This is a genomic window from Pseudomonas sp. J452 (assembly GCF_024666525.1).
Lineage (GTDB): Bacteria > Pseudomonadota > Gammaproteobacteria > Pseudomonadales > Pseudomonadaceae > Aquipseudomonas.
Genome location: NZ_CP088294.1, coordinates 1,956,226 through 1,976,142, shown reverse-complemented (window position 1 = coordinate 1,976,142; position 19,917 = coordinate 1,956,226). Strand labels below are relative to the sequence as shown.

Below are 19,917 nucleotides of genomic sequence, written 5' to 3'. Positions count from 1 at the left end.
ACCCGTACGGGCAAACCACAACGACGGACAGTAATGGCACATTGCCGCACTTCAAGGCATGCTAGCGGGCTGTGCTTGCCTGGCTTACAGTCCATAGACAGGCAGTTGTATCAGCAGGATTCCGTTGCGTGCCTAAACTCCCCCGCCACCGCTCCCGCCGCGCCCTACGCGACCCGTTCGCCAGCCCTTCGCGTGGTTCGCTGAAAGGGGCTCTGGCGCTGCTGGTGGCATTGATGCTGGGCCTGTTGCTGTGGCAATTGCAGCAGGAATTCCAGCAACTGGAAGATAACCAGCGCCAACGCAACCTGGCCTACAGCACCCAGTTGAGCGAACACCTGGCCCTGGCGATGAAGCTCAAGGCCGAAGCCGGCCAGGCTTTCCTGCAACACAACGCCCCCGCCCCCGTAACCGGAAACGACCTGAGCGCGCTGCTCGACAGCCTGCGCCGCATCTACCCGGCCCTGCACAGCCTGGCCTGGTTCGACGCCAAGGGCCAGGTGCTGGCCGACAGCGCGCCAGCGGCAGACAGCGAACTGCTCAGCCAGTTGAGCCTGGCGCACCAGCACCCCTACCATTTCGCCTATGGCCCACGCGAGCAAGGCCTGCTCTATCTGGCACTGGCCAAGCCCAAAACTGCTGGCGGCTGGCTGCTGCGCCTACGCCCGGCGGCCCTGCACAACTGGCTGCCGCAGGCCCGCGACCAGCAACCCTGGCTGCTGCAGGATCAGCGCAGCGGCCTGGTTATGCTGCGCCAGCCGCACGACCCGCAAGCATCGCCAACCGCGCAACTGAGCGAAGCTGAGCACCGGTTGAGCACCCTGCAACTGCCATTGGCCCATAGCGACTGGCAAGTGCACGCCCTGTTCGATGCCGAGCAGGTGCGTGCCGAACTGCTGCCGGTGCAGGCCGGCAAGCTGTTGCTGTTCATCCTCTGTGCCACCCTGGCCCTGCTCGCCCTGTTCGGCCTGCTGCGCGAGCAGCGCAGCCTGCGTGAATCCCATGCGTTGTCACGCCGTTCGCTCAACGACGCCATCGCCGCCCTGGGCGCCATCGAAGAGCGCGTCCTGGTGACCCAGGCCGATGGCCAGATCAGCTACCTCAATCCGCGTGCCGAGCAGATGTTCGGTCTGAGCAGTGCCGAGGCCAGTAGCCGTCATTTGCTCAACCTGCTGCCGGTCCTCGGACCCTGGCTGGAAGCCGACACGCCGCCCCCGGCACAACCAGTCGAAATCCTTCAGGACGGCCAATCCCGCCTGTACACCGTGACCAGCCACAAACTCGCCGACGGAGCGCGCCACGAGGGTACGGTCTGGGTACTGCGCGACGTGACCGAGCAACAGAAAGCCGTCGAAGTCCTGCAGGACACCCGCCGACGTTACCAGGGCATCTTCGAAGGCAGCGGTATCGCCCTCTACGTGTTCGATCTGAGCGGCATGAAGGACTTCCTCGACCAGCAGGGCCTGCGCCACAGCAGCCAATTGGCTGGCTGGCTGCAACAGTCGCCGGAAAATAATCAACTGCTGCTGAAGCAGCTACGCATCACCGAGTTGAATCGGGTGGCCATGCAACTGCTCGGCGTCGACTCGCCGAAACAGGCCTGGGATCACCTGATCGGCAATCGCCCGCTACGGCCGGGCAGCTCTCGCCATGCACTGATTACCGCGCTGATCGATGGTGAGCAGGACATGATGGTCGAAAGCCGCATGCGCACGCCCCATGGCCATGAACGCTACCTGTGGCTGACCCTGCAGCTGCCGCGCCGGGCCAACGAGTTCAAGGCCGTTACCCTGAGCATCCACGACATCACCAGCCGCAAGCGCGTCGAGCTGTCGCTGGTCGAGCGCGAGCGTTTCTGGTCCGATGTGCTGCGCGCCGTGCCGGATACGCTGTATGTGCACGACATGAGCAACCAGCGCGTGCTGTTCAGCAACAACCGCCTCGGCCCAGATCTGGGCTACAGCAAGGACGAGTTGCGCCAACTGGGCGACAAGCTGTGGGAGAAGATCCTCCACCCCGACGATGTCGAGCTGTACCAGCGCGTGCGCAACCTGCAGAAAGTGGTCGGCCAGGGTCAGTTGCTGCAACTCCAGCTGCGCTGGCGCCACCGCGACGGCAGCTGGCACTGGTTCGACATCCGCGAACACGCCCTCAGCCGCGATGCCAATGGCCGGGTCAGCCGCCTGATCGGCGTGGCCAAAGACATCACCCTCGAGATCAACGCCCAACTCAGCCTGCACGACAGCGAACGGCGTTATCGGCGCCTGGCGGAAAGTATCAGCGATGTGATCTTCTCCACGGACAGCAGACTGCAGCGGGACTATGTCAGCCCCTCGGCCGAAAACCTGTTCGGTTACAGCCCGGAGTGGATCCTCCAGCACGGCCTGCTCAACATCGTCACCAGCCCGCGCCAACAGGATGAAATGCAGGCCATGCTGGAGCAGCTCAAGCAGGCAATCGACAACCCGGCGCGCCTGAAACAGCTGCAACAACAGCAGAACAGCAAGCCGTTCGTCTTCGACTGCCTGCGTGCCGATGGCCGCAAGATCACCGTGGAAATGCGCGGGACACTGATGTGGGACGAGCAGGACCGCTTCGAAGGCGTGTTCAGCATCGTGCGCGACATCAGCCAGCAACGCCGCGCCGAACGCGACCTGCGCATGGCCGCCACGGTCTTCGAACACTCCACCGCGGCGATCATGGTCACCGACCCGGCCGGCTATATCGTGCGCACCAACGAGACCTTCCAGCGCATCAGCGGCTTCGCCACCGCGGAAGTGCTCGATCAGTTGCCCAGCATGCTTACCGCCGACCGCCAGCAGGCTGGCCAGCTCACCTACATCCTCAACCAGCTCAACCAGCATGGCAGCTGGGAAGGCGAGCTGTGGCTCAAGCGCAAGAGCGGCGAGCAGTATCCGGCCTGGGTCGGCATCACCGCGGTACAGGACGACGAAGGTGATCTGGTCAGCTATGTGTGCTTCTTCAACGACATCAGCGAGCGCAAGGCCAGCGAGCAGCGCATCCACCGCCTGGCCTACTACGATGCCCTGACCCTGCTGCCCAACCGCACCCTGTTCCAGGACCGTCTGCACACCGCCTTGCAACATGCCGAGCGGCACGAGGAATGGGTGGTCCTGATGTTCCTCGACCTCGACCGCTTCAAGCCGATCAACGACTCCCTCGGCCATGCCGCCGGCGACCGCATGCTCAAGGACGTGGCCGTGCGCCTGGCCGCCTGCGTCGACGAGGACGACACCGTGGCACGCATGGGCGGCGACGAATTCACCCTGCTGCTGCAACCGCGCGAAACCCGTGAAGGCGCACTGAACCGCGCCATCCATGTGGCCGAGCAGATCCTCGCCAGCCTGGCTCAGCCGTTCATCCTGCAGGGCCGCGAGTTCTTCGTCACCGCCAGTATCGGCATCGCCCTGGCACCGCAAGATGGTGACGAGCTGAGCCAGCTGATGAAGAACGCCGACACCGCCATGTACCACGCCAAGGAACGCGGCAAGAACAACTTCCAGTTCTACCAAGCGGACATGAACGCCACCGCCCTGCAGCGCCTGGAGCTGGAAAGCGACCTGCGCCATGCCCTGGAGCAGGATCAGTTCCTGCTCTACTACCAGCCGCAGTTCAGTGGCGACGGCAAGCGCCTGACCGGGGTCGAAGCGCTGCTGCGCTGGCAGCACCCGGTGCGCGGCCTGGTCGCGCCCGGCGAGTTCATTCCAGTGCTGGAAGAACTCGGCCTGGTGGTGCAGGTCGGCGACTGGGTGATCGAAGAGGCCTGCCGCCAGCTCAAGAGCTGGCACGCCAGCAAGGTGCGGGTACCGAAAATTTCGGTCAACCTGTCCGCCCGCCAGTTCGCCGATGGCCAACTAGCCATGCGCATCTCACGCATGCTCGACGTCAGTGGCGTGCCCTCGGCCTGCCTGGAGCTGGAGCTGACCGAAAGCATCCTGATGCGCGACGTCGACGAAACCCTGCAAATCCTCGCCAGCCTGAAGAAACTCGGCCTGTGCATCGCGGTGGACGACTTCGGCACCGGCTACTCCTCGCTCAACTACCTCAAGCAGTTCCCCATCGACGTGCTGAAGATCGACCGCAGCTTCGTCGACGGCCTGCCCGAGGGCGAGCAGGACGGGCAGATCGCCCGCGCCATCATCGCCATGGCTCACAGCCTGGGCCTGGCGGTGATCGCCGAAGGCGTGGAAACCCAGCCCCAGCTCGACTTCCTGCGTGAACACGGCTGCGACGAGGTGCAGGGCTACCTGCTCGGCAAGCCGATGCCCGCCGCGCAGTTCGAGGCCCAGTTCAGCGGCGCTGCGCTGTTCATGCTCAGCTAGAAAGCATGCGTGAGCACCACTTGTCCGCCACATGACTGCCTTTCATATGCCAGTACCCGACGTATGGGTTAGAATGCGCGCCTTTTTCCCGCACCGCTCCGCAGAGGACTGCCATGTTCAGCCGTGATTTGACCCTCGCCCGTTTCGACGCCGACCTGTTTGCCGCCATGGAGCAAGAAGCCCAGCGCCAGGAACATCACATCGAGCTGATCGCCTCGGAGAACTACACCAGCCCGGCGGTGATGGAAGCCCAGGGTTCGGTACTGACCAACAAGTACGCCGAAGGCTACCCGGGCAAGCGTTACTACGGCGGCTGCGAGTACGTCGACATCGTCGAGCAACTGGCCATCGACCGCGCCAAAGAGCTGTTCGGCGCCGACTACGCCAACGTCCAGCCGCACGCCGGTTCGCAAGCCAACAGCGCGGTATTCCTCGCCCTGCTGCAAGCTGGCGACACCATCCTCGGCATGAGCCTGGCCCACGGCGGTCACCTGACCCACGGCGCCAGCGTTTCCTCCTCCGGCAAGCTGTACAACGCCGTGCAGTACGGCATCACCGATGCCGGCCTGATCGACTACGACGAAGTCGAGCGCCTGGCCGTTGAGCACAAGCCGAAGATGATCATCGCCGGCTTCTCCGCCTACTCGCAGATCCTCGACTTCCCGCGCTTCCGCGCCATCGCCGACAAAGTCGGTGCCTACCTGTTCGTCGACATGGCCCACGTGGCTGGCCTGGTTGCCGCCGGCGTGTACCCGAACCCGGTGCCGTTCGCCGACGTCGTCACCACCACCACCCACAAGACCCTGCGCGGCCCGCGCGGCGGCCTGATCCTCGCGCGCAAGAACGAGGAGATCGAGAAGAAGCTCAACTCCGCCGTCTTCCCGGGTGCCCAGGGTGGCCCGCTGGAGCACGTGATCGCGGCCAAGGCCGTGTGCTTCAAGGAAGCCCTGCAGCCTGAGTTCAAGACCTACCAGCAGCAGGTGGTGAAGAACGCCCAGGCCATGGCCAGCGTGTTCATCGCCCGCGGCTTCGACGTGGTTTCCGGCGGTACGCAGAACCACCTGTTCCTGCTGTCGCTGATCAAGCAGGACATCACCGGTAAGGACGCCGACGCCGCCCTGGGTCGCGCCTACATCACCGTGAACAAGAACAGCGTGCCGAACGACCCGCGTTCGCCGTTCGTTACCTCCGGCCTGCGCATCGGCACCCCGGCCGTCACCACCCGCGGCTTCAAGGAAGCCGAGTGCCAGGAACTGGCCGGCTGGATCTGCGACATCCTGCAGAACATGGGCGACGAGTCCGTGGTCGACGCAGTACGCGAGAAGGTCAAGGCCGTCTGCGCCAAGCTGCCGGTGTACGGCAACTAAGCGTCAGCGTTCTCGCTGCAAGAAAAAGCCCGGCTGATGCCGGGCTTTTTCGTTTCTGGGCGGTAGCCCGGATGCAATCCGGGGTCAGTGGCTGCCTGCTTCCCGGATTGCATCCGGGCTACGCCAGACGACGAACTACGCCCGCAACACGGATCAGTCCCCTCGCCCATTTATGGGAGAGGGCTAGGGAGAGGGAGAGCGCCGGCCTCGAACACCCTCTCCCCCGGCCCCTCTCCCGTGAACGGGAGAGGGGTGACTTATCGATCAGGCCTCTACCTGGGCAAATCCCGCGCGAATCTCATCTTCCGGCAGCTTGTCGCCGATAAACACGATCACGCTCTCACGCACCTCGTCCGCCGCCCACTCGCTGTCGAAGTCGAAGCCATACAGCCGTAGCACACCCTGGAACACCATGCGCCGCGCCTCACCGGCGACGCTGAGCACGCCCTTGTAGCGCAGCAGCGAGTTGCCGTGCTGCTCCAGCAGGTTCTCCATAAAGGCGCTGAGCTTGTCGAGATCCAGTGGCTTATCACTTTTCAGCACCAGGGTGGCAATCCGGTCCGGCGTGCTGCCAGCCGGCACCCGCGGAGTCAGGCGCAAGGCCGGGGCGATATCGGCATTGAGATTGAAACCGCGGATATCCAGCAACTCGGCCAGGTCGATACGGCCGTGCTCGACCACGCGGATCGGCGCGCGGCGGTTGATCCGTTGCAGGCGCTGGCTCAACGCCTCGATATGGGCAGCATCGACCAGATCGGTCTTGCTCAGCAGGATGCGGTCGGCGAAACCGACCTGGGCCTGGGCGATGGTTTCCTGCAGATGGCGCTCGGCATTGGCCGCGTCGACCAGGGTGAGGATGCCGTCCAGCACATAGCGCTCGCACAGCTCCGGGTCGGCGAAGAAGGTCTGCGCCACCGGCGCCGGGTCGGCCAGGCCGGTGCACTCGATCACCAGGCGGTCGAAGGCCAGTTCACCGGCATCCAGCTTGTCCAGTAGCAGGTACAGGGCCTTTTCCAGCTCGACATGGATCGAGCAGCAGACGCAGCCATTGGCCAGGGTCATCACCTCGACCGGCGCACTGCCAAGCAGTTGGCCGTCGATCGGTGTGTCGCTGTACTCGTTCTCGATCACCGCCAGCCTGAGGCCGTGCTCGGCCTGCAGCAGGTGCTGCAGCAAGGTGGTCTTGCCGGCGCCGAGAAAGCCGCTGAGCACGGTGACGGGAATGGGGGCATGGGTCATGAAGTATTCCTGCGTAGCGTGGATCGCGCCGTGTCGACCCACCGAGCGGTCTAGCGGTGGATGAGCCAAGCCTCATCCACCGCACAAAGAAACACGCCACGACTAGCGTGGCGTGCAGGTATTGCATCGAAAGATATCAGCAACAGCGCACCGGGCGGCCCTTGCCGCCGCCATAACGCGCTTCCTGGCGTTCACGGAAGAACGCCTCGTAGCTCATCACCGGCTGCTCCGGGTGCTGGGTCTGCATATGTTCGACATAGGTGTCGTAGTCAGGCATGCCGACCAGCATGCGGGCGGCCTGCCCGAGGTACTTGCCCATGCGACTGAGATCATTGAACACAGGGTTCTCCTTATGACGTAGCCGGGCCTGCGGCACAGGCCCGGCAGGCAACGCACTCACGCGTCAGGCATGACCTGGAACGCCGTTTCCTTGTCGCTGCGCTCCGGACGAACCCAGGCGGCGCGGCCAACCTTGATCGCGTAGAACAGGATGCTGAACACCACCACCAGGAACAGCACGCTGAGCGTGGCGTTGGTGTAGGCGTTCATGATCACGTTCTGCATCTGCCCAAGATCCTTGGCCGGTGCAAGGATCTGCCCAGTGGCCAGGGCCGCCTCGTACTTGTTGGCCAGGGCGAGAAAGCCGACGGCCGGGTTGGCATCGAACAGCTTGATCAGGCTCGCCGTGGTGGTGCAGATCAGCAGCCACACCGCCGGCAACAGGGTGACCCAAACGTACTGCTGGCGCTTCATCTTGATCAGCACCACGCTGCACAACATCAGGGCGATGCCGGCGAGCATCTGGTTGGAGATGCCGAACAGCGGCCACAGGGTATTGATGCCGCCCAGCGGATCGATCACGCCCTGGTACAGCAGGTAGCCCCACAGTGCCACGCAGCCGGCGGTGGCCAGCACGTTGGCGCCCCACGATTCGGTGCGCTTGAGCGATGGCACGAAGGTGCCGAGCAAATCCTGCAGCATGAAGCGCCCGGCACGGGTGCCCGCATCCACGGCGGTGAGGATAAACAGCGCCTCGAACAAAATGGCGAAGTGGTACCAGAAGGCCATGGTGTTCTCGCCCGGCAGCACCTGGTGGAGGATCTGCGCGATGCCCACGGCCAAGGTTGGCGCACCACCGGCACGGTTGAGGATCGAGCTCTCACCGATATCACGGGCCACCGCTTCCAGCGCATCAGGGGTAATGGCAAAGCCCCAGCTGCTGACCGCTGCGGCCACGCTGACCACATCGGTGCCGACCACCGCGGGCGGGCTGTTCATGGCGAAGTACACGCCCGGCTCAATCACCGACGCCGCGACCATGGCCATGATCGCCACCATCGACTCCATCAGCATGCCGCCGTAGCCGATGTAGCGCGCGTGGGATTCATTGGCCAGCAACTTGGGCGTGGTGCCCGAGCTAATCAGCGCGTGGAAGCCGGACACCGCGCCACAGGCGATGGTGATGAACAGGAAGGGGAACAGCGCACCTTTCCACACCGGCCCGGTGCCATCGGTGAACTGAGTCAGCGCCGGCATTTTCAGCTCGGGCGCGAGGATCAGGATGCCGATGGCCAGAGCGACAATGGTGCCGATCTTGAGGAAGGTCGACAGGTAATCGCGCGGCGCGAGGATCAGCCATACCGGCAGCACAGCGGCGACGAAGCCGTAGCCGACCAGCATCCAGGTGATCTGCTCGCCGGTGAAGGTGAACACCACCGACCAGTACGGATCGAGGGAAATCTCCCCGCCCAGCCAGATTGACGCCAGCAGCAGGATCACGCCAATCAGCGAGATTTCACCGATCCGCCCAGGGCGCAGGTAGCGCATGTAAACGCCCATAAACATGGCAATCGGGATGGTCGCCATCACCGTGAACATGCCCCACGGACTGTGCGCCAGGGCCTTGACCACGATCAGCGAGAGCACCGCGAGGATGATGATCATGATCAGGAAGCAGCCGAACAAGGCAATGGTGCCTGGAATGCGACCCATCTCCTCGCGCACCATGTCGCCCAGCGAGCGGGCGTTGCGGCGGGTGGAAATGAACAGGACCATGAAGTCCTGCACGGCACCGGCCAGCACCACCCCGGCGATCAGCCATAGCGTGCCGGGCAGGTAGCCCATCTGCGCGGCGAGCACCGGGCCGACCAACGGGCCGGCGCCGGCGATGGCGGCGAAGTGGTGGCCGAACAGCACATGCTTGTTGGTCGGCACGAAGTCCAGACCGTCGTTGTTGAGCACCGCCGGCGTGGCCCGGCGTGGATCGAGCTGCATCACCTTGGTGGCGATAAACAGGCTGTAGTAACGGTAAGCGACCAGATAGAGGGCCACCGCGGCCACCACTATCCATAAGGCGTTGATGGCTTCGCCGCGGCGCAAGGCCACGACACCCAAGGCACAGGCGCCCACCACTGCCAGCACTGCCCAGGGCAGGTGGCGCAGCAGGCTATTATTATTGTTCATAAACGCTCCCAATTCATGGACAGACAAGCTGCCGCACAAGCTTAGTCCGTCCACGGCAAAGCTCTATGCGACCTTGGTCTAGACACCTTGCACCAGCGCGCCACGTGACATCGCGAGCAGCATCAGCACCTGCCGCATGCAGCCAATAGCAGAGCGCCAGCCAATCCACTCAGTCGAGCGCCCACGCGCTGACACATCTACTGGCAGCGTTCTGCCGCGCGCTTGGCTATAGTGGACAAAACCGCAGAGGAATCTTGCAATGAGTGACACGACCTCCGAGCGTCGGCGCTTTCAGCGCATCGCCTTCGACGCCGCCACCGAGCTGACCCAGGGCGAGCGCCGGTGGACGGTGGAGCTGCATGACCTGTCGCTCAAGGGCCTGCTGGTAAAGCGTCCACGCGACTGGAACGGTGACCCGGACCAAGCGTTCAACGCCACCATCACCCTCGACAGCGACACCCGTCTGCATCTGGAAGTGGTACTGACCCGCACGCGCGATGAGCTGCTCGGTTTTGTCTGCCGGCATATCGACCTGGAGTCGATCAGCCACCTGCGCCGCCTGGTGGAGCTCAACCTCGGCGACGAAAGCCTGCTGGAGCGGGAGCTGGCGGCACTGGGCGAGGAAGACTAGGTCTACGGCACGAATGCAAAGGGCGCCAATCGGCGCCCTTTGCTTATGTAGCCCGGATGCAATCCGGGGCAGCCTTCCCGGATTGCATCCGGGCTACTCGAACAACGCATCCAGCGCCTGCTCCAGGCGCGTCACCGCGATCACCTGCAGGCCCGGCGGCGCTTCCTTGGGCGCATTGCCCTTGGGCACGATGGCGCGCTTGAAGCCGTGTTTGGCAGCCTCCTTCAAACGCTCCTGACCGCTCGGCACCGGCCGAATCTCACCGGACAGGCCGATCTCGCCGAACACCAGCAGGTCATGCGGCAGCGGCTTGTTGCGCAGGCTGGAAATCACTGCAGCCATCAGCGCCAGGTCGGAGGCGGTCTCCAGCACCTTGACCCCGCCCACCACGTTGAGGAACACGTCCTGGTCGTAGGTCGGGATGCCGCCATGGCGGTGTAACACGGCCAGCAGCATGGCCAGGCGATTCTGGTCCAGGCCCAGGGTGACGCGGCGCGGGTTGGCCATGTGACTGGTGTCGACCAGCGCCTGCACCTCCACCAGCATCGGCCGGGTGCCTTCCCAGGTGGCCATCACCACGCTGCCCGGCACTTCCTCCTGGGCGCGGGTGAGGAAGATCGCCGAGGGGTTAGTGACTTCCTTGAGACCCTTGTCGGTCATGCCGAACACGCCCAGCTCGTTGACCGCGCCGAAGCGGTTCTTCACCGCGCGCAACAGGCGCAGGCGGCCGTCGGACTCACCTTCGAAATACAGCACGGTGTCGACCATGTGCTCCAGCACGCGCGGGCCGGCCAAGGCACCTTCCTTGGTCACGTGGCCGACCAGGAAGATCGCCGTGCCGCTCTGCTTGGCGTAGCGCACCAGCAGCGCCGCACTCTCGCGCACCTGAGCCACGCCGCCGGGGGCGGACTGCAGCTGCTCGGTGAAGATGGTCTGGATCGAGTCGATCACCATCACCTTGGGCTGCTCGCGGCGCGCCACCTCGATAATCGATTCGATGCAGGTCTCGGTCATCACCTTGAGCTTGTCCTGCGGCAGCTCCAGCCGGCGCGCGCGCATGGCCACCTGCTGCTGGGATTCCTCGCCGGTGACATACAACGCCGGCAGGCGCTGGGCGATATTGCACAGGGTCTGCAGCAAAATGGTCGACTTGCCGATACCGGGGTCGCCGCCGATCAGCACCACCGAACCATCCACCAGGCCGCCGCCAAGCACCCGGTCCAGCTCGCCGGAGACGGTGGAGAAGCGCGGCACTTCCTCGACGCTGACCTCGGCCAGGGTCTTCACCTGAGCCTGCTGCCCGGCCCAGCCGCCACGCCCGGACGGTGCGCTGGCGCCGCCGCTTTCGATCATGGTCTCGGTCAGGGTGTTCCAGGCCCCGCACTCGCCGCACTGCCCGGCCCACTTGGGAAAGGTGGCGCCACAATCGGTGCAGCCATACATGCGCTTGGCCTTGGCCATGACAGTCTTCCCTCTCGCAAAAGAGGGCGATAATAACGCCCTTACCGCAACCTGGAGCCCATCATGCACCAAGAAATCATCGAGTCTCCAAGCACCGCACAGAGTGCCGAGCTGCGGCAGCGGTTCCAGGAGTTCGTAGCCCAGCGCCTGGATCTGCCTGATGAGTCGGCCGATAAGCCGCTACTGATCAACCTGCGCGACGACGACGGCCAGTTGATTGCCGGCATACTGGCCAACGCCTACTGGGATGGCCTGGAGATCGACACGCTGTGGGTAACTGAAGCGCAGCGCGGCCAAGGCCTGGCGGCCGACCTGCTACGCCGTGCCGAGGAACACGGGCGCCACCATGGAGCCCTGGTGGCCTACCTGAAGACGGTGGAGGCCAGGGCTTTCTACGAGAAGCAGGGTTACCAGCTGTTCGGCGTGCTGGAAGACCGCCCACGCGGCACCCACCTGTACCACATGAAGAAGCGCCTGGACTGACATGCAGATCGAATTGCTCCCCACCACCACCGAGCAGCTGCCGCTGATCGCCAACCTCTACCAGTTCTATGCCTACGAGTCGTCGGACTGGGAGCAGGAGGACATCGAGGTCGACGGCCGCTTTTACATCCACGAGCCGCACCTGCAACGCTATTGGCAGGAGCCGGACTGGAGCGCCAGCCTGGTACTGGTGGACGGCTTCATCGCCGGTTTCCTGCTGATCGAGCGCAGCGAACTGCCGGGCGTCGATGCCCTGGAGTTTGCCGACCTATTCATCCTCAAGAAGTACCGCCGCCTGGGCATCGGCCGGGCCCTGGTGGAGCAGGTGATAGTCGCGGGCGGCGGCAGCTGGGTGATCAGTTTCTACCAGCAGGACAGCCTGGCCCGGCAGTTCTGGCAGCGTCTACTGGCCGAGCTGCCGCTGCGCGTCGTGGAGCAACTGGCAGACCCGGAGCAGCCGGGCCTGCTGACCTATCGGCTCGATCAGCAGACGCATTGATCCGTCATACCGGCTGACTCAAGCGCTGCAACCACTGCCGCAACCACAACATTGCCCGGCGGCGATCTTCAACTGGCGCGCCAGGTCATCCTTGAGGCTGACCCGATTCTGCTTGAGCTGTGCCAGCGCAGCATCGTCGAGCAGTTCGATACCGTCTTCGATACGGCAGATGCGTTTGTCCAACGCCTCATACTCATCGGTCTGCTTCGAGAAGTGCTGATCTTCCTGGCGCAGGCGCTGCAGTTCACTGCGCAGCTCGGGAAAGTCCTGGATCAGGGGGTGATGGTCGACATGCATGGGAAAGCTCCTCTAGATAAGTGCGCCCACCCTAACGGGCCAGAACCGCGACACCATTGACGCCGATCAACGCCAGGCCAACCGTTCGCCAACCGGCCTTCCGCCGCCCGGTCACTGAGCTAGTCTGAACAGACCAGTCCTCAGCCGGGAGTAACCGCAATGCCCCTCGAACACCACCCACTGACCCATGAATTCCCGGAATACCGCCAGCAACTACAAGCCCTGCATGCCAGCGATGCGCAGTTCGCCCACATGGCAAAGAACTACGAGGCCCTGGACAAGCGCATCTATGAAGTGGAAGACGGCCGCCAGGCGCTGGATGATCTGGCCCTGCACGCCCTGAAGAATGAGCGCGTCACCCTCAAGGACCAGATCGCTGAGCGCCTACGTAAAGCCAACGGCGCTGCAGGCTAGGCAGTAAAGCTGAAGTGCCGCCCCCTTCCAGAATTCAATTGCCAAGGCCGCACCAAGCAAGACAGCCGATAGATTTTTTGCTTATCTTGGTTCGACTCCACCATGAGAAGCACGCATGAAGAACTCTCCAGGCTGTTCTGCTTGCCGTGATGGCAAGGGACTGGACTTCCCTATCAGCATGGCTTTCCAGCCCATCGTCGACGTCGCCCGGCGCCAGGTATTCGCCCATGAAGCCCTGGTGCGCGGGGTCAACGGCGAGTCAGCCGGCAGCCTGCTGGCAAGGGTTACGTCGGAAAACCTCTACGCCTTCGACCAGAGCTGTCGAATCAAGGCGGTAGAGCTGGCCGCGCGCCTGCAGGTGCCGGCCATGGTTTCGATCAACTTCATGCCCAACGCCGTGTACCAGGCGGAAACCTGCATCCGCGCCACCTTGGAAGCGGCGCAGCGCTTCAACCTGCCCCTCGACAAGATCATCTTCGAAGTCACCGAGCAGGAGCAGGTGCTAGATATCGAGCACCTCAGCGGCATCCTCAAGGCCTATCGCAAGCAGGGCTTCATGACCGCCATCGACGATTTTGGCGCCGGTTATGCCGGGCTCAACCTGCTCGCCGACTTCCAGCCCGACCTGATCAAGCTGGACATGGATCTGATCCGCAACATCGACAGCGACAACGTGCGGCAGATCCTCGTCGAGTCGACCCTGGACATGTGCCGCAAACTCAAGGTGCGGGTGATTGCCGAAGGCATCGAGACCCAGGCCGAGCTGCAGACCCTGCAGCACATGGGCGTCGAGCTGTTTCAGGGCTATCTGCTGGCCAAACCCGCCTTCGAAAGCCTGCCTGCGGTCAACTACCCGCAGTAGCTGGCAGCACCGGGCGAGTGCAGTAAACTCGGCGCACACCAAACCTCAGGGAGCGAAACATGAGCATCGTCAGCGAATTCAAAGCCTTCGCCATGAAGGGCAACGTGGTCGACATGGCCGTGGGCATCATCATCGGTGCCGCCTTCGGCAAGATCGTCACCTCGTTCGTCGGCGACGTGATCATGCCGCCGATCGGCCTGCTGATCGGCGGGGTCGACTTCACCGACCTAACCATCGTCCTGCGTGAAGCGATCGCAGCCACCGATACCACCGCGGCGGTTCCGGCCGTGGCACTGAGTTACGGCAAGTTCATCCAGACCATTCTCGACTTCATCATCGTCGCCTTCGCCATTTTCATGGGCGTCAAGGCGATCAACCGCCTCAAGCGCGAGGAAGCCGCTGCTCCTGAAGTACCGCCGGCGCCGACGAAGGAGCAGGAACTGCTCAGCGAGATCCGCGACCTGCTCAAGGCCCAGCAAACCAAGGACTGAGTCCTGAGCCCACAAAAAAGGCACCTGCGGGTGCCTTTTTTGTTGATCTGGCGTCGTGCTTAATCCGCCAGCGGCTTGAGCAACAACTTGGCTACGCGACGATCCTTGACCTCGGTGACGGTCAGGCGCCAATCCGCGTACTCCAGCTGATCGCCAATCATCGGCAGGCGGTCGAGCAGGCTCATGACCAGTCCGGCCAGGGTCTGGTAATCGTCCGTCGGGCGCACCGAGAAGCCCAGACGCTCACGCAGCACTGCCAGGTTGAGGGCGCCGCTGACCCGATAAGCGCCATCCAGCTCCTCGATATCCGGGCCGTCCACCTCGCTGGCGTCCGGCAGTTCGCCGGCAATCGCCTCGAGGATGTCGGTCAGGGTCAGCAAGCCCTCGAAACCACCGAACTCGTTGACCACGAAGGCCACGTGGGTCGAGGCCTGGCGCATCTGTTCCAGGGCGCTGAGCACCGAGGCGCTGTCCGGCAGGTTGAGCGGCGCCCGTACCAGGCTTTCGATGTCCGGCTGCTCGCCCTTGAGCAGCTCCTTGAACAGCTCCTTCTTGTGGATGTAGCCCAGCGGCTCGTCGGCAGCATCGCCACGCGACACCAGCAGACGCGAGTGCGGCGACTCCAGCAGGGCCTGGTGGATAGTCTCCTGCGGGTCGTCGAGGTTGATCCGGTCGACATCCATGCGGTCAGTCATGACCTTCTGGATCGACTGCTCGGCCAGGCTCAGCACGCCGCTGATCATCACCCGCTCGCGCCGGTCGAACAGCACTGCCTCGCCGGCGCCACCTTCGAGCATGTCGGCGATTTCCTCGCCCACCTCGTCGGCCTGCACCTTGCCGCCGAGCAGACGCATCACCGCATGGGCAGTGCGCTCACGCAGGCCGCGTTCGCCCTGCAGGCTGCGCTTGCGGCGCGAACGGGCCAGCTGGTTGAACAGCTCGATGAGGATCGAGAAGCCGATCGCCGCGTACAGGTAGCCTTTCGGGATGTGGAAGCCCAGGCCTTCGGCGGTGAGGCTGAAACCGATCATCATCAGGAAGCCCAGACACAGCATGATCACTGTCGGTCGTGCGTTGACGAAGGCGGTCAGCGGCTTACTCGCGACGATCATCAGGCCCATGGAAATGACCACGGCGATCATCATCACCTGCAGGTGCTCGACCATACCCACGGCGGTGATCACCGCGTCCAGGGAGAACACCGCATCAAGCACGATGATCTGCGCCACCACCGGCCAGAAACGCGCATACACCTTGCTGCCGCCGGGCTGATGGGGGCGCCCTTCGAGGCGTTCGTGCAGCTCCATGGTGGCCTTGAACAACAGGAACACACCACCGAACAGCATGATCAGGTCACGCCCGGAGAAGGTCTTGCCGAACACCTCGATCAGCGGCTCGGTCAAGGTCACCAGCCAGGCGATACTGGCCAGCAGGCCCAGGCGCATGATCATCGCCAGACTCAGGCCGATCAGCCGTGCGCGGTCACGCTGCTCCGGCGGCAGCTTGTCGGCAAGAATGGCGATGAACACCAGGTTGTCGATGCCCAGGACGATTTCCAGGACGATCAGGGTCAGCAGGCCAAGCCATGCCGTGGGATCTGCGATCCATTCCATAGCGGTCAGTGTTTTCCAGTGCGAACAGGGAAACCGGCATGCCGCAGTGCGGTCGCCAGGTCATCGGACATAACAGAGGGGTTACCGCACGCGTGGCGTGGGTGGGGTATTGCAGGGAGAGTGGCCACCGGGGGTGGCTTGCAACAATCGCTGTCCATTGGGCCTTATCGGAAAAAAACGGACGGCCATGCTAACGGCGTCGACCGACAAGGGTAAGGGTGAAAGCGTTACCAGATTTTAGCGTTCATCCGCGCCGGCCTTAGGACCTGTTCACGATCTTCTGGACTAGAGCCAGACAAGGCAAAAACAGGTGAGGAAGCGGAGTTTACGAGCTGTAAATGAGCATCCGAGCCTGTTTTTAACGAGGTATGGCCGACGGCCAGGATATCGTGGACAGGTTCTTACCAGTAGTTCTCCACCGCCACTTGCCCCGGCCGCCGGCTCAGGCTCAGCTGCAGGCCACGAGCTTTCAACACGGCGCGGGTGTCTTCGATCATCTGCGGGTTGCCGCAGAGCATGATGCGCGAGTGCGCCGGGTCCAGCGCCAGGCCGGCGGCACGCTCCAGCTCACCGCTTTCAATCAGCGTGGTGACCCGGCCATGCAGGGCGCCCGGCACCTGCTCGCGGGTGACGCTCGGCAGGTAGGTCAGCTTGTGGCCATGCTCGGCCAGGTAGTCGCGCCGGGGCAGTTCCTCGATCAGTTGCTGGTAGGCCAGTTCGCCCTGGGTGCGCGCGCTGTAGACCAGGACGATGCGTTCGAAGCGCTGCCAGGCCTCGAAGTCCTGCAGGATCGAGAGGAACGGCGCCAGCCCGGTGCCGGTGCCAATCAACCACAGGTCGCGGCCGTCGGGGAAGCGGTCGAGGGTGAGGTAGCCGACTGGCTGGCGCTCCACCAGCAGCTCGTCACCGGCCCTGAGCCGACTCAGCTCGCTGGTGAACTCGCCGCCAGGGACGACGATGGAGAAGAATTCGAGGAACTCGTCATGGGGCGCCGAGACCATCGAGTAGGCGCGCCAGACCACTGTGCCATCGGCCTTGCGCACACCGAGGCGGGCGAACTGGCCGGCGCGAAAGCGCAAGCCGGGGTCGCGTGAGCAGCGCAGGCTGAACAGGGTCGGCGACCAGACGCGTACCTCGCTGAGCAGCTGGCGGGTGAACTTGTCTGCACTGGCAGTCATACTTGCGGCCTCGATTCGCACACCTGCCGCCAGTCTCGCGCAAAGCGCGGCGGACAAACACCGACGGTTTCCATGCCTATTCTCGCTACCCCCTTCGCCCAGCTCGATCTGCTCCGCCAGCCCGAGATGCCCAACGAGCCGTTGCAGGCCTTCGATGCGGCCGACGAGCACCTGCTCAACCACCTGCACGAGCAGGGTTTGAGTGCTGACAGCCGCGTACTGCTGCTCAACGACGGCTTCGGCGCCCTGGCCGCCAGCCTGGCGCCGCACTGCCGGGTGACCAGCAGCGGCGACTCGCACCTGGGCCAGCTGGCCCTGCAGAAGAACCTGGCGCGCAACAATCTGGCGCTCGACGCCGTGCGCTTCGTGCCGGCCAGCGAGGTGGCCATAGGGCCGTTCGATCTGGTGCTGATCCGCGTGCCGAAGACCCTGGCCCTGCTGGAGGAACAGCTGATCCGCCTGCACGGCCAGCTCGCCCCCGGCGCGCGGGTGATCGCCGGGGCCATGCTCAAGCATCTGCCACGCAGTGCCGGCGAGCTGCTGGAGCAGTACATCGGCCCGGTGCAGGCTTCGCTGGCGGTGAAGAAGGCGCGCCTGCTGAGCGCCAGCATGCAGGACAAACCGGCGCCGGTCTCGCCCTACCCGACCCGCTACCGCCTGGACAAACCGGCGCTGGAACTGAGCAACCAGGCCAACCTGTTCTGCCGCGAAGGTCTGGACATTGGTACCCGCGCCTTCCTCCCGCACCTACCGAAAAGCCTGCTGCCGCTGCGCGTGGCCGACCTCGGCTGCGGCAACGGCGTGCTCGGCATCGTCTACGCCCTGGGCAATCCCGAGGCGCAGCTGACCTTGGTCGACGAGTCGTACATGGCCGTGCAGTCGGCGGCCGACAATTGGCGCGCGGCGCTGGGTGAGCGCGCGGTGACCATTCGCGCCGACGATGGCCTAGCCGAGCAGCCGGAGCAATCGCTGGATCTGGTGCTGTGCAACCCGCCCTTCCACCAGCAGCAGGTGGTCGGCGACTTCCTCGCCTGGCGCATGTTCCAGCAGGCCCGCGCGGCGCTGGTGACCGGCGGCGAGCTGTGGATAGTCGGCAACCGTCATCTCGGCTACCACACCAAGCTCAAGCGCCTGTTCCGTGGCGTGGAGCAGGTGGCGGCCACGCCCAAGTTTGTCATTCTCAAGGCGACGCGCTGAGAGTCTGCTTCCTGTCTGGCTCGGGTATGCCCCGCGCTGCCGGCAGGGTAAGCAGGGGTTGAGTGAGCGGGTGGTACGTCCCGCACTCCCCGTAGCCCGGATGCAATCCGGGATCGCAGTCGCCTACCCCGGATTGCATCCGGGCTACACACTGAGCGTCTGCCGAGGTTCTCAGCGACGCCCCTCTCCCCCAGCCCCTCTCCCACAAGTGGGAGAGGGGAGTTACGGCGCCTGACAGCAAAACGCCGCAGGCAGCACCGGGCTGCCTGCGGCGTCACTGCCTTCAGTAACGGTAGGGCGGCCCAGCCTTCTCCATCAGCGCGTTGTACTGCTTGAAGATCTCCACCACCTTGGCGCAGCGCGGGCTGGTCTTGGCGATCTCTTCCCAGAACTTATGCGCCTCGTCTTCCACCGTCTTCCACTCCTCGGCGGGGATGGTGGTCAGCTTGAGCTTGTCGCCCTCCACCCGCAGCTTGGCCTCGCCGCCCCAGTACCAGTGCTGGCGATAGTAGTGCGAGCTGTCCATGCACAGCTTGAACAGGGTCTTGAGCTGTTCGGGTACTTCGGCCCAGCGCTCGGAGTTGGCGAAGTAGGAGCCGATCCAGGCGCCGGAGATGTTGTTGGTAAGGAAGTACTTGGTGACGTTGGCCCAGCCCACCGTGTAGTCCTCGGTGATGCCGGACCAGGCGATGCCGTCCAGCTCGCCGGTCTGGATCGCCACTTCGACATCTTCCCAGGGCAGGGTCACCGGAATGATGCCGAAACGGGTGAGGAACTTGCCGGCGGTGGGGAAGGTGAAGATACGCTTGCCCTTGAGGTCGGCCAGCGACTTGACCGGCTCCACGGTGGCGAAGTTGCACGGGTCCCAGGCACCGGCGCCGAGCCAGGTCACGCCCTTGACCTCGGCGTAGGCCTCCTCCCAGATCTTGCGCAGGCCGTACTGCTCGAACAGCACCGGCACATCCAGGCTGTAGCGGCTGGCGAAGGGGAAATAGCCGCCGAACACGGCGATGTCCACCGGCGCGGCGATCGAGTCGTCGTCGCTCTGCACCGCATCGATGGTGCCCTTCTGCATGGCGCGGAACAGCTCGCCGGTGGGCACCAGCTGGTCGGCGAAGTACAGCTGGATCTCCATCTGCCCCTCGGCGACCTTGTTGAAGGCCTCGATCGAGGGTTTGATCACATGCTCGGCCAGCGCCGCACCAGCATAGGTCTGCAGGCGCCAGGTGATCTTCTTCGGTTCTGCGGCATAGATATGCGCCCCGCCCAGGGCCGCGGTGCCGACCGCGCCCCCTGTGACGGCGGCGGTCTTCAGGAAACTGCGTCTCGTAGTCATGCTGTCATCTCCAAGGCTGTCGACTCAGATGCCAAGCCTGCGCATC

At 64.1% G+C, this 19,917-nt stretch carries 17 protein-coding genes; 9 read left to right on the top strand and 8 right to left on the bottom strand.

Annotated features, from left to right (window positions below):
* Positions 1-233: 233 nt before the first annotated feature.
* Complete coding sequence (locus LRS11_RS08810) at positions 234-4,340, top strand: EAL domain-containing protein (protein WP_260496888.1); 4,107 nt, start codon at positions 234-236, stop codon at positions 4,338-4,340.
* A 113-nt stretch (positions 4,341-4,453) separates the two neighbouring features.
* Positions 4,454-5,707 (top strand): serine hydroxymethyltransferase, encoded by a 1,254-nt coding sequence (gene glyA / locus LRS11_RS08805; protein ID WP_260496462.1) that lies wholly within the window; start codon positions 4,454-4,456, stop codon positions 5,705-5,707.
* A gap of 264 nt (positions 5,708-5,971) precedes the next feature.
* Here glyA and yjiA read toward each other — a convergent pair whose 3' ends face one another.
* From yjiA to LRS11_RS08790, 3 genes are all read right to left on the bottom strand, one after another.
* The gene (gene yjiA, locus LRS11_RS08800) at positions 5,972-6,946 is read right to left on the bottom strand and encodes a GTPase (RefSeq protein ID WP_260496461.1); all 975 of its coding nucleotides are present in this window, start codon (positions 6,944-6,946) and stop codon (positions 5,972-5,974) included.
* A gap of 136 nt (positions 6,947-7,082) precedes the next feature.
* On the bottom strand, positions 7,083-7,286 hold the full coding sequence (locus LRS11_RS08795) for a YbdD/YjiX family protein (RefSeq protein ID WP_260496460.1): 204 nt from the start codon (positions 7,284-7,286) through the stop codon (positions 7,083-7,085).
* Between the two features lie 56 nt (positions 7,287-7,342).
* On the bottom strand, positions 7,343-9,409 hold the full coding sequence (locus LRS11_RS08790; protein ID WP_260496459.1) for a carbon starvation CstA family protein: 2,067 nt from the start codon (positions 9,407-9,409) through the stop codon (positions 7,343-7,345).
* Positions 9,410-9,668: 259 nt separating this feature from the next.
* Between LRS11_RS08790 and LRS11_RS08785 the strand changes: the two genes are divergently transcribed.
* Positions 9,669-10,040: a PilZ domain-containing protein gene (locus tag LRS11_RS08785; protein ID WP_260496458.1), complete on the top strand. Its 372-nt coding sequence runs from the start codon at positions 9,669-9,671 to the stop codon at positions 10,038-10,040.
* Positions 10,041-10,133: 93 nt separating this feature from the next.
* Here LRS11_RS08785 and radA read toward each other — a convergent pair whose 3' ends face one another.
* A complete protein-coding gene (gene radA, locus LRS11_RS08780) occupies positions 10,134-11,501 on the bottom strand; it encodes a DNA repair protein RadA (RefSeq protein WP_260496457.1) in 1,368 nt (455 codons plus the stop codon).
* A gap of 63 nt (positions 11,502-11,564) precedes the next feature.
* On the opposite strand from radA, the gene LRS11_RS08775 reads away from it, so the two are divergent.
* Together LRS11_RS08775 and LRS11_RS08770 are read left to right on the top strand one after the other, a co-directional pair.
* A complete protein-coding gene (locus LRS11_RS08775) occupies positions 11,565-11,984 on the top strand; it encodes a GNAT family N-acetyltransferase (protein WP_260496456.1) in 420 nt (139 codons plus the stop codon).
* Between the two features lies 1 nt (position 11,985).
* Positions 11,986-12,483: a GNAT family N-acetyltransferase gene (locus LRS11_RS08770; protein WP_260496455.1), complete on the top strand. Its 498-nt coding sequence runs from the start codon at positions 11,986-11,988 to the stop codon at positions 12,481-12,483.
* Between the two features lie 18 nt (positions 12,484-12,501).
* Here LRS11_RS08770 and LRS11_RS08765 read toward each other — a convergent pair whose 3' ends face one another.
* Complete coding sequence (locus LRS11_RS08765) at positions 12,502-12,780, bottom strand: YdcH family protein (RefSeq protein WP_260496454.1); 279 nt, start codon at positions 12,778-12,780, stop codon at positions 12,502-12,504.
* Between the two features lie 159 nt (positions 12,781-12,939).
* Between LRS11_RS08765 and LRS11_RS08760 the strand changes: the two genes are divergently transcribed.
* From LRS11_RS08760 to mscL, 3 genes are all read left to right on the top strand, one after another.
* The gene (locus LRS11_RS08760; RefSeq protein WP_260496453.1) at positions 12,940-13,194 is read left to right on the top strand and encodes a YdcH family protein; all 255 of its coding nucleotides are present in this window, start codon (positions 12,940-12,942) and stop codon (positions 13,192-13,194) included.
* A gap of 115 nt (positions 13,195-13,309) precedes the next feature.
* Positions 13,310-14,056 (top strand): EAL domain-containing protein, encoded by a 747-nt coding sequence (locus LRS11_RS08755; protein ID WP_260496452.1) that lies wholly within the window; start codon positions 13,310-13,312, stop codon positions 14,054-14,056.
* A gap of 59 nt (positions 14,057-14,115) precedes the next feature.
* Positions 14,116-14,547, top strand: coding sequence for a large-conductance mechanosensitive channel protein MscL (gene mscL, locus LRS11_RS08750; protein ID WP_260496451.1), 432 nt, complete (start codon positions 14,116-14,118; stop codon positions 14,545-14,547).
* Between the two features lie 59 nt (positions 14,548-14,606).
* Here the strand turns inward: mscL and LRS11_RS08745 are convergent, their stop codons facing one another.
* Both LRS11_RS08745 and LRS11_RS08740 read right to left on the bottom strand, forming a co-directional pair.
* Positions 14,607-16,160, bottom strand: a complete 1,554-nt coding sequence (locus LRS11_RS08745) for a TerC family protein (protein WP_260496450.1) — start codon at positions 16,158-16,160, stop codon at positions 14,607-14,609.
* Positions 16,161-16,561: 401 nt separating this feature from the next.
* A complete protein-coding gene (locus LRS11_RS08740; protein ID WP_260496449.1) occupies positions 16,562-17,338 on the bottom strand; it encodes a ferredoxin--NADP reductase in 777 nt (258 codons plus the stop codon).
* 72 nt (positions 17,339-17,410) lie between these two features.
* On the opposite strand from LRS11_RS08740, the gene LRS11_RS08735 reads away from it, so the two are divergent.
* Complete coding sequence (locus LRS11_RS08735; protein WP_260496448.1) at positions 17,411-18,535, top strand: methyltransferase; 1,125 nt, start codon at positions 17,411-17,413, stop codon at positions 18,533-18,535.
* Positions 18,536-18,818: 283 nt separating this feature from the next.
* On the opposite strand, the gene dctP is transcribed toward LRS11_RS08735, so the two are convergent.
* Positions 18,819-19,871, bottom strand: coding sequence for a TRAP transporter substrate-binding protein DctP (gene dctP, locus LRS11_RS08730; protein ID WP_260496447.1), 1,053 nt, complete (start codon positions 19,869-19,871; stop codon positions 18,819-18,821).
* Between the last annotated feature and the right edge of the window lie 46 nt (positions 19,872-19,917).

Bases quoted from the DNA above. Each gene is read 5' to 3' on its own strand.
- LRS11_RS08810 (WP_260496888.1), top strand. From the start codon at position 234: ATGCTGGGCCTGTTGCTGTGGCAATTGCAGCAGGAATTCCAGCAACTG.
- glyA (WP_260496462.1), top strand. From the start codon at position 4,454: ATGTTCAGCCGTGATTTGACCCTCGCCCGTTTCGACGCCGACCTGTTT.
- yjiA (WP_260496461.1), bottom strand. From the start codon at position 6,946: ATGACCCATGCCCCCATTCCCGTCACCGTGCTCAGCGGCTTTCTCGGC.
- LRS11_RS08790 (WP_260496459.1), bottom strand. From the start codon at position 9,409: ATGAACAATAATAATAGCCTGCTGCGCCACCTGCCCTGGGCAGTGCTG.
- LRS11_RS08785 (WP_260496458.1), top strand. From the start codon at position 9,669: ATGAGTGACACGACCTCCGAGCGTCGGCGCTTTCAGCGCATCGCCTTC.
- radA (WP_260496457.1), bottom strand. From the start codon at position 11,501: ATGGCCAAGGCCAAGCGCATGTATGGCTGCACCGATTGTGGCGCCACC.
- LRS11_RS08775 (WP_260496456.1), top strand. From the start codon at position 11,565: ATGCACCAAGAAATCATCGAGTCTCCAAGCACCGCACAGAGTGCCGAG.
- LRS11_RS08770 (WP_260496455.1), top strand. From the start codon at position 11,986: ATGCAGATCGAATTGCTCCCCACCACCACCGAGCAGCTGCCGCTGATC.
- LRS11_RS08765 (WP_260496454.1), bottom strand. From the start codon at position 12,780: ATGCATGTCGACCATCACCCCCTGATCCAGGACTTTCCCGAGCTGCGC.
- LRS11_RS08760 (WP_260496453.1), top strand. From the start codon at position 12,940: ATGCCCCTCGAACACCACCCACTGACCCATGAATTCCCGGAATACCGC.
- LRS11_RS08755 (WP_260496452.1), top strand. From the start codon at position 13,310: ATGAAGAACTCTCCAGGCTGTTCTGCTTGCCGTGATGGCAAGGGACTG.
- mscL (WP_260496451.1), top strand. From the start codon at position 14,116: ATGAGCATCGTCAGCGAATTCAAAGCCTTCGCCATGAAGGGCAACGTG.
- LRS11_RS08745 (WP_260496450.1), bottom strand. From the start codon at position 16,160: ATGGAATGGATCGCAGATCCCACGGCATGGCTTGGCCTGCTGACCCTG.
- LRS11_RS08740 (WP_260496449.1), bottom strand. From the start codon at position 17,338: ATGACTGCCAGTGCAGACAAGTTCACCCGCCAGCTGCTCAGCGAGGTA.
- LRS11_RS08735 (WP_260496448.1), top strand. From the start codon at position 17,411: ATGCCTATTCTCGCTACCCCCTTCGCCCAGCTCGATCTGCTCCGCCAG.
- dctP (WP_260496447.1), bottom strand. From the start codon at position 19,871: ATGACTACGAGACGCAGTTTCCTGAAGACCGCCGCCGTCACAGGGGGC.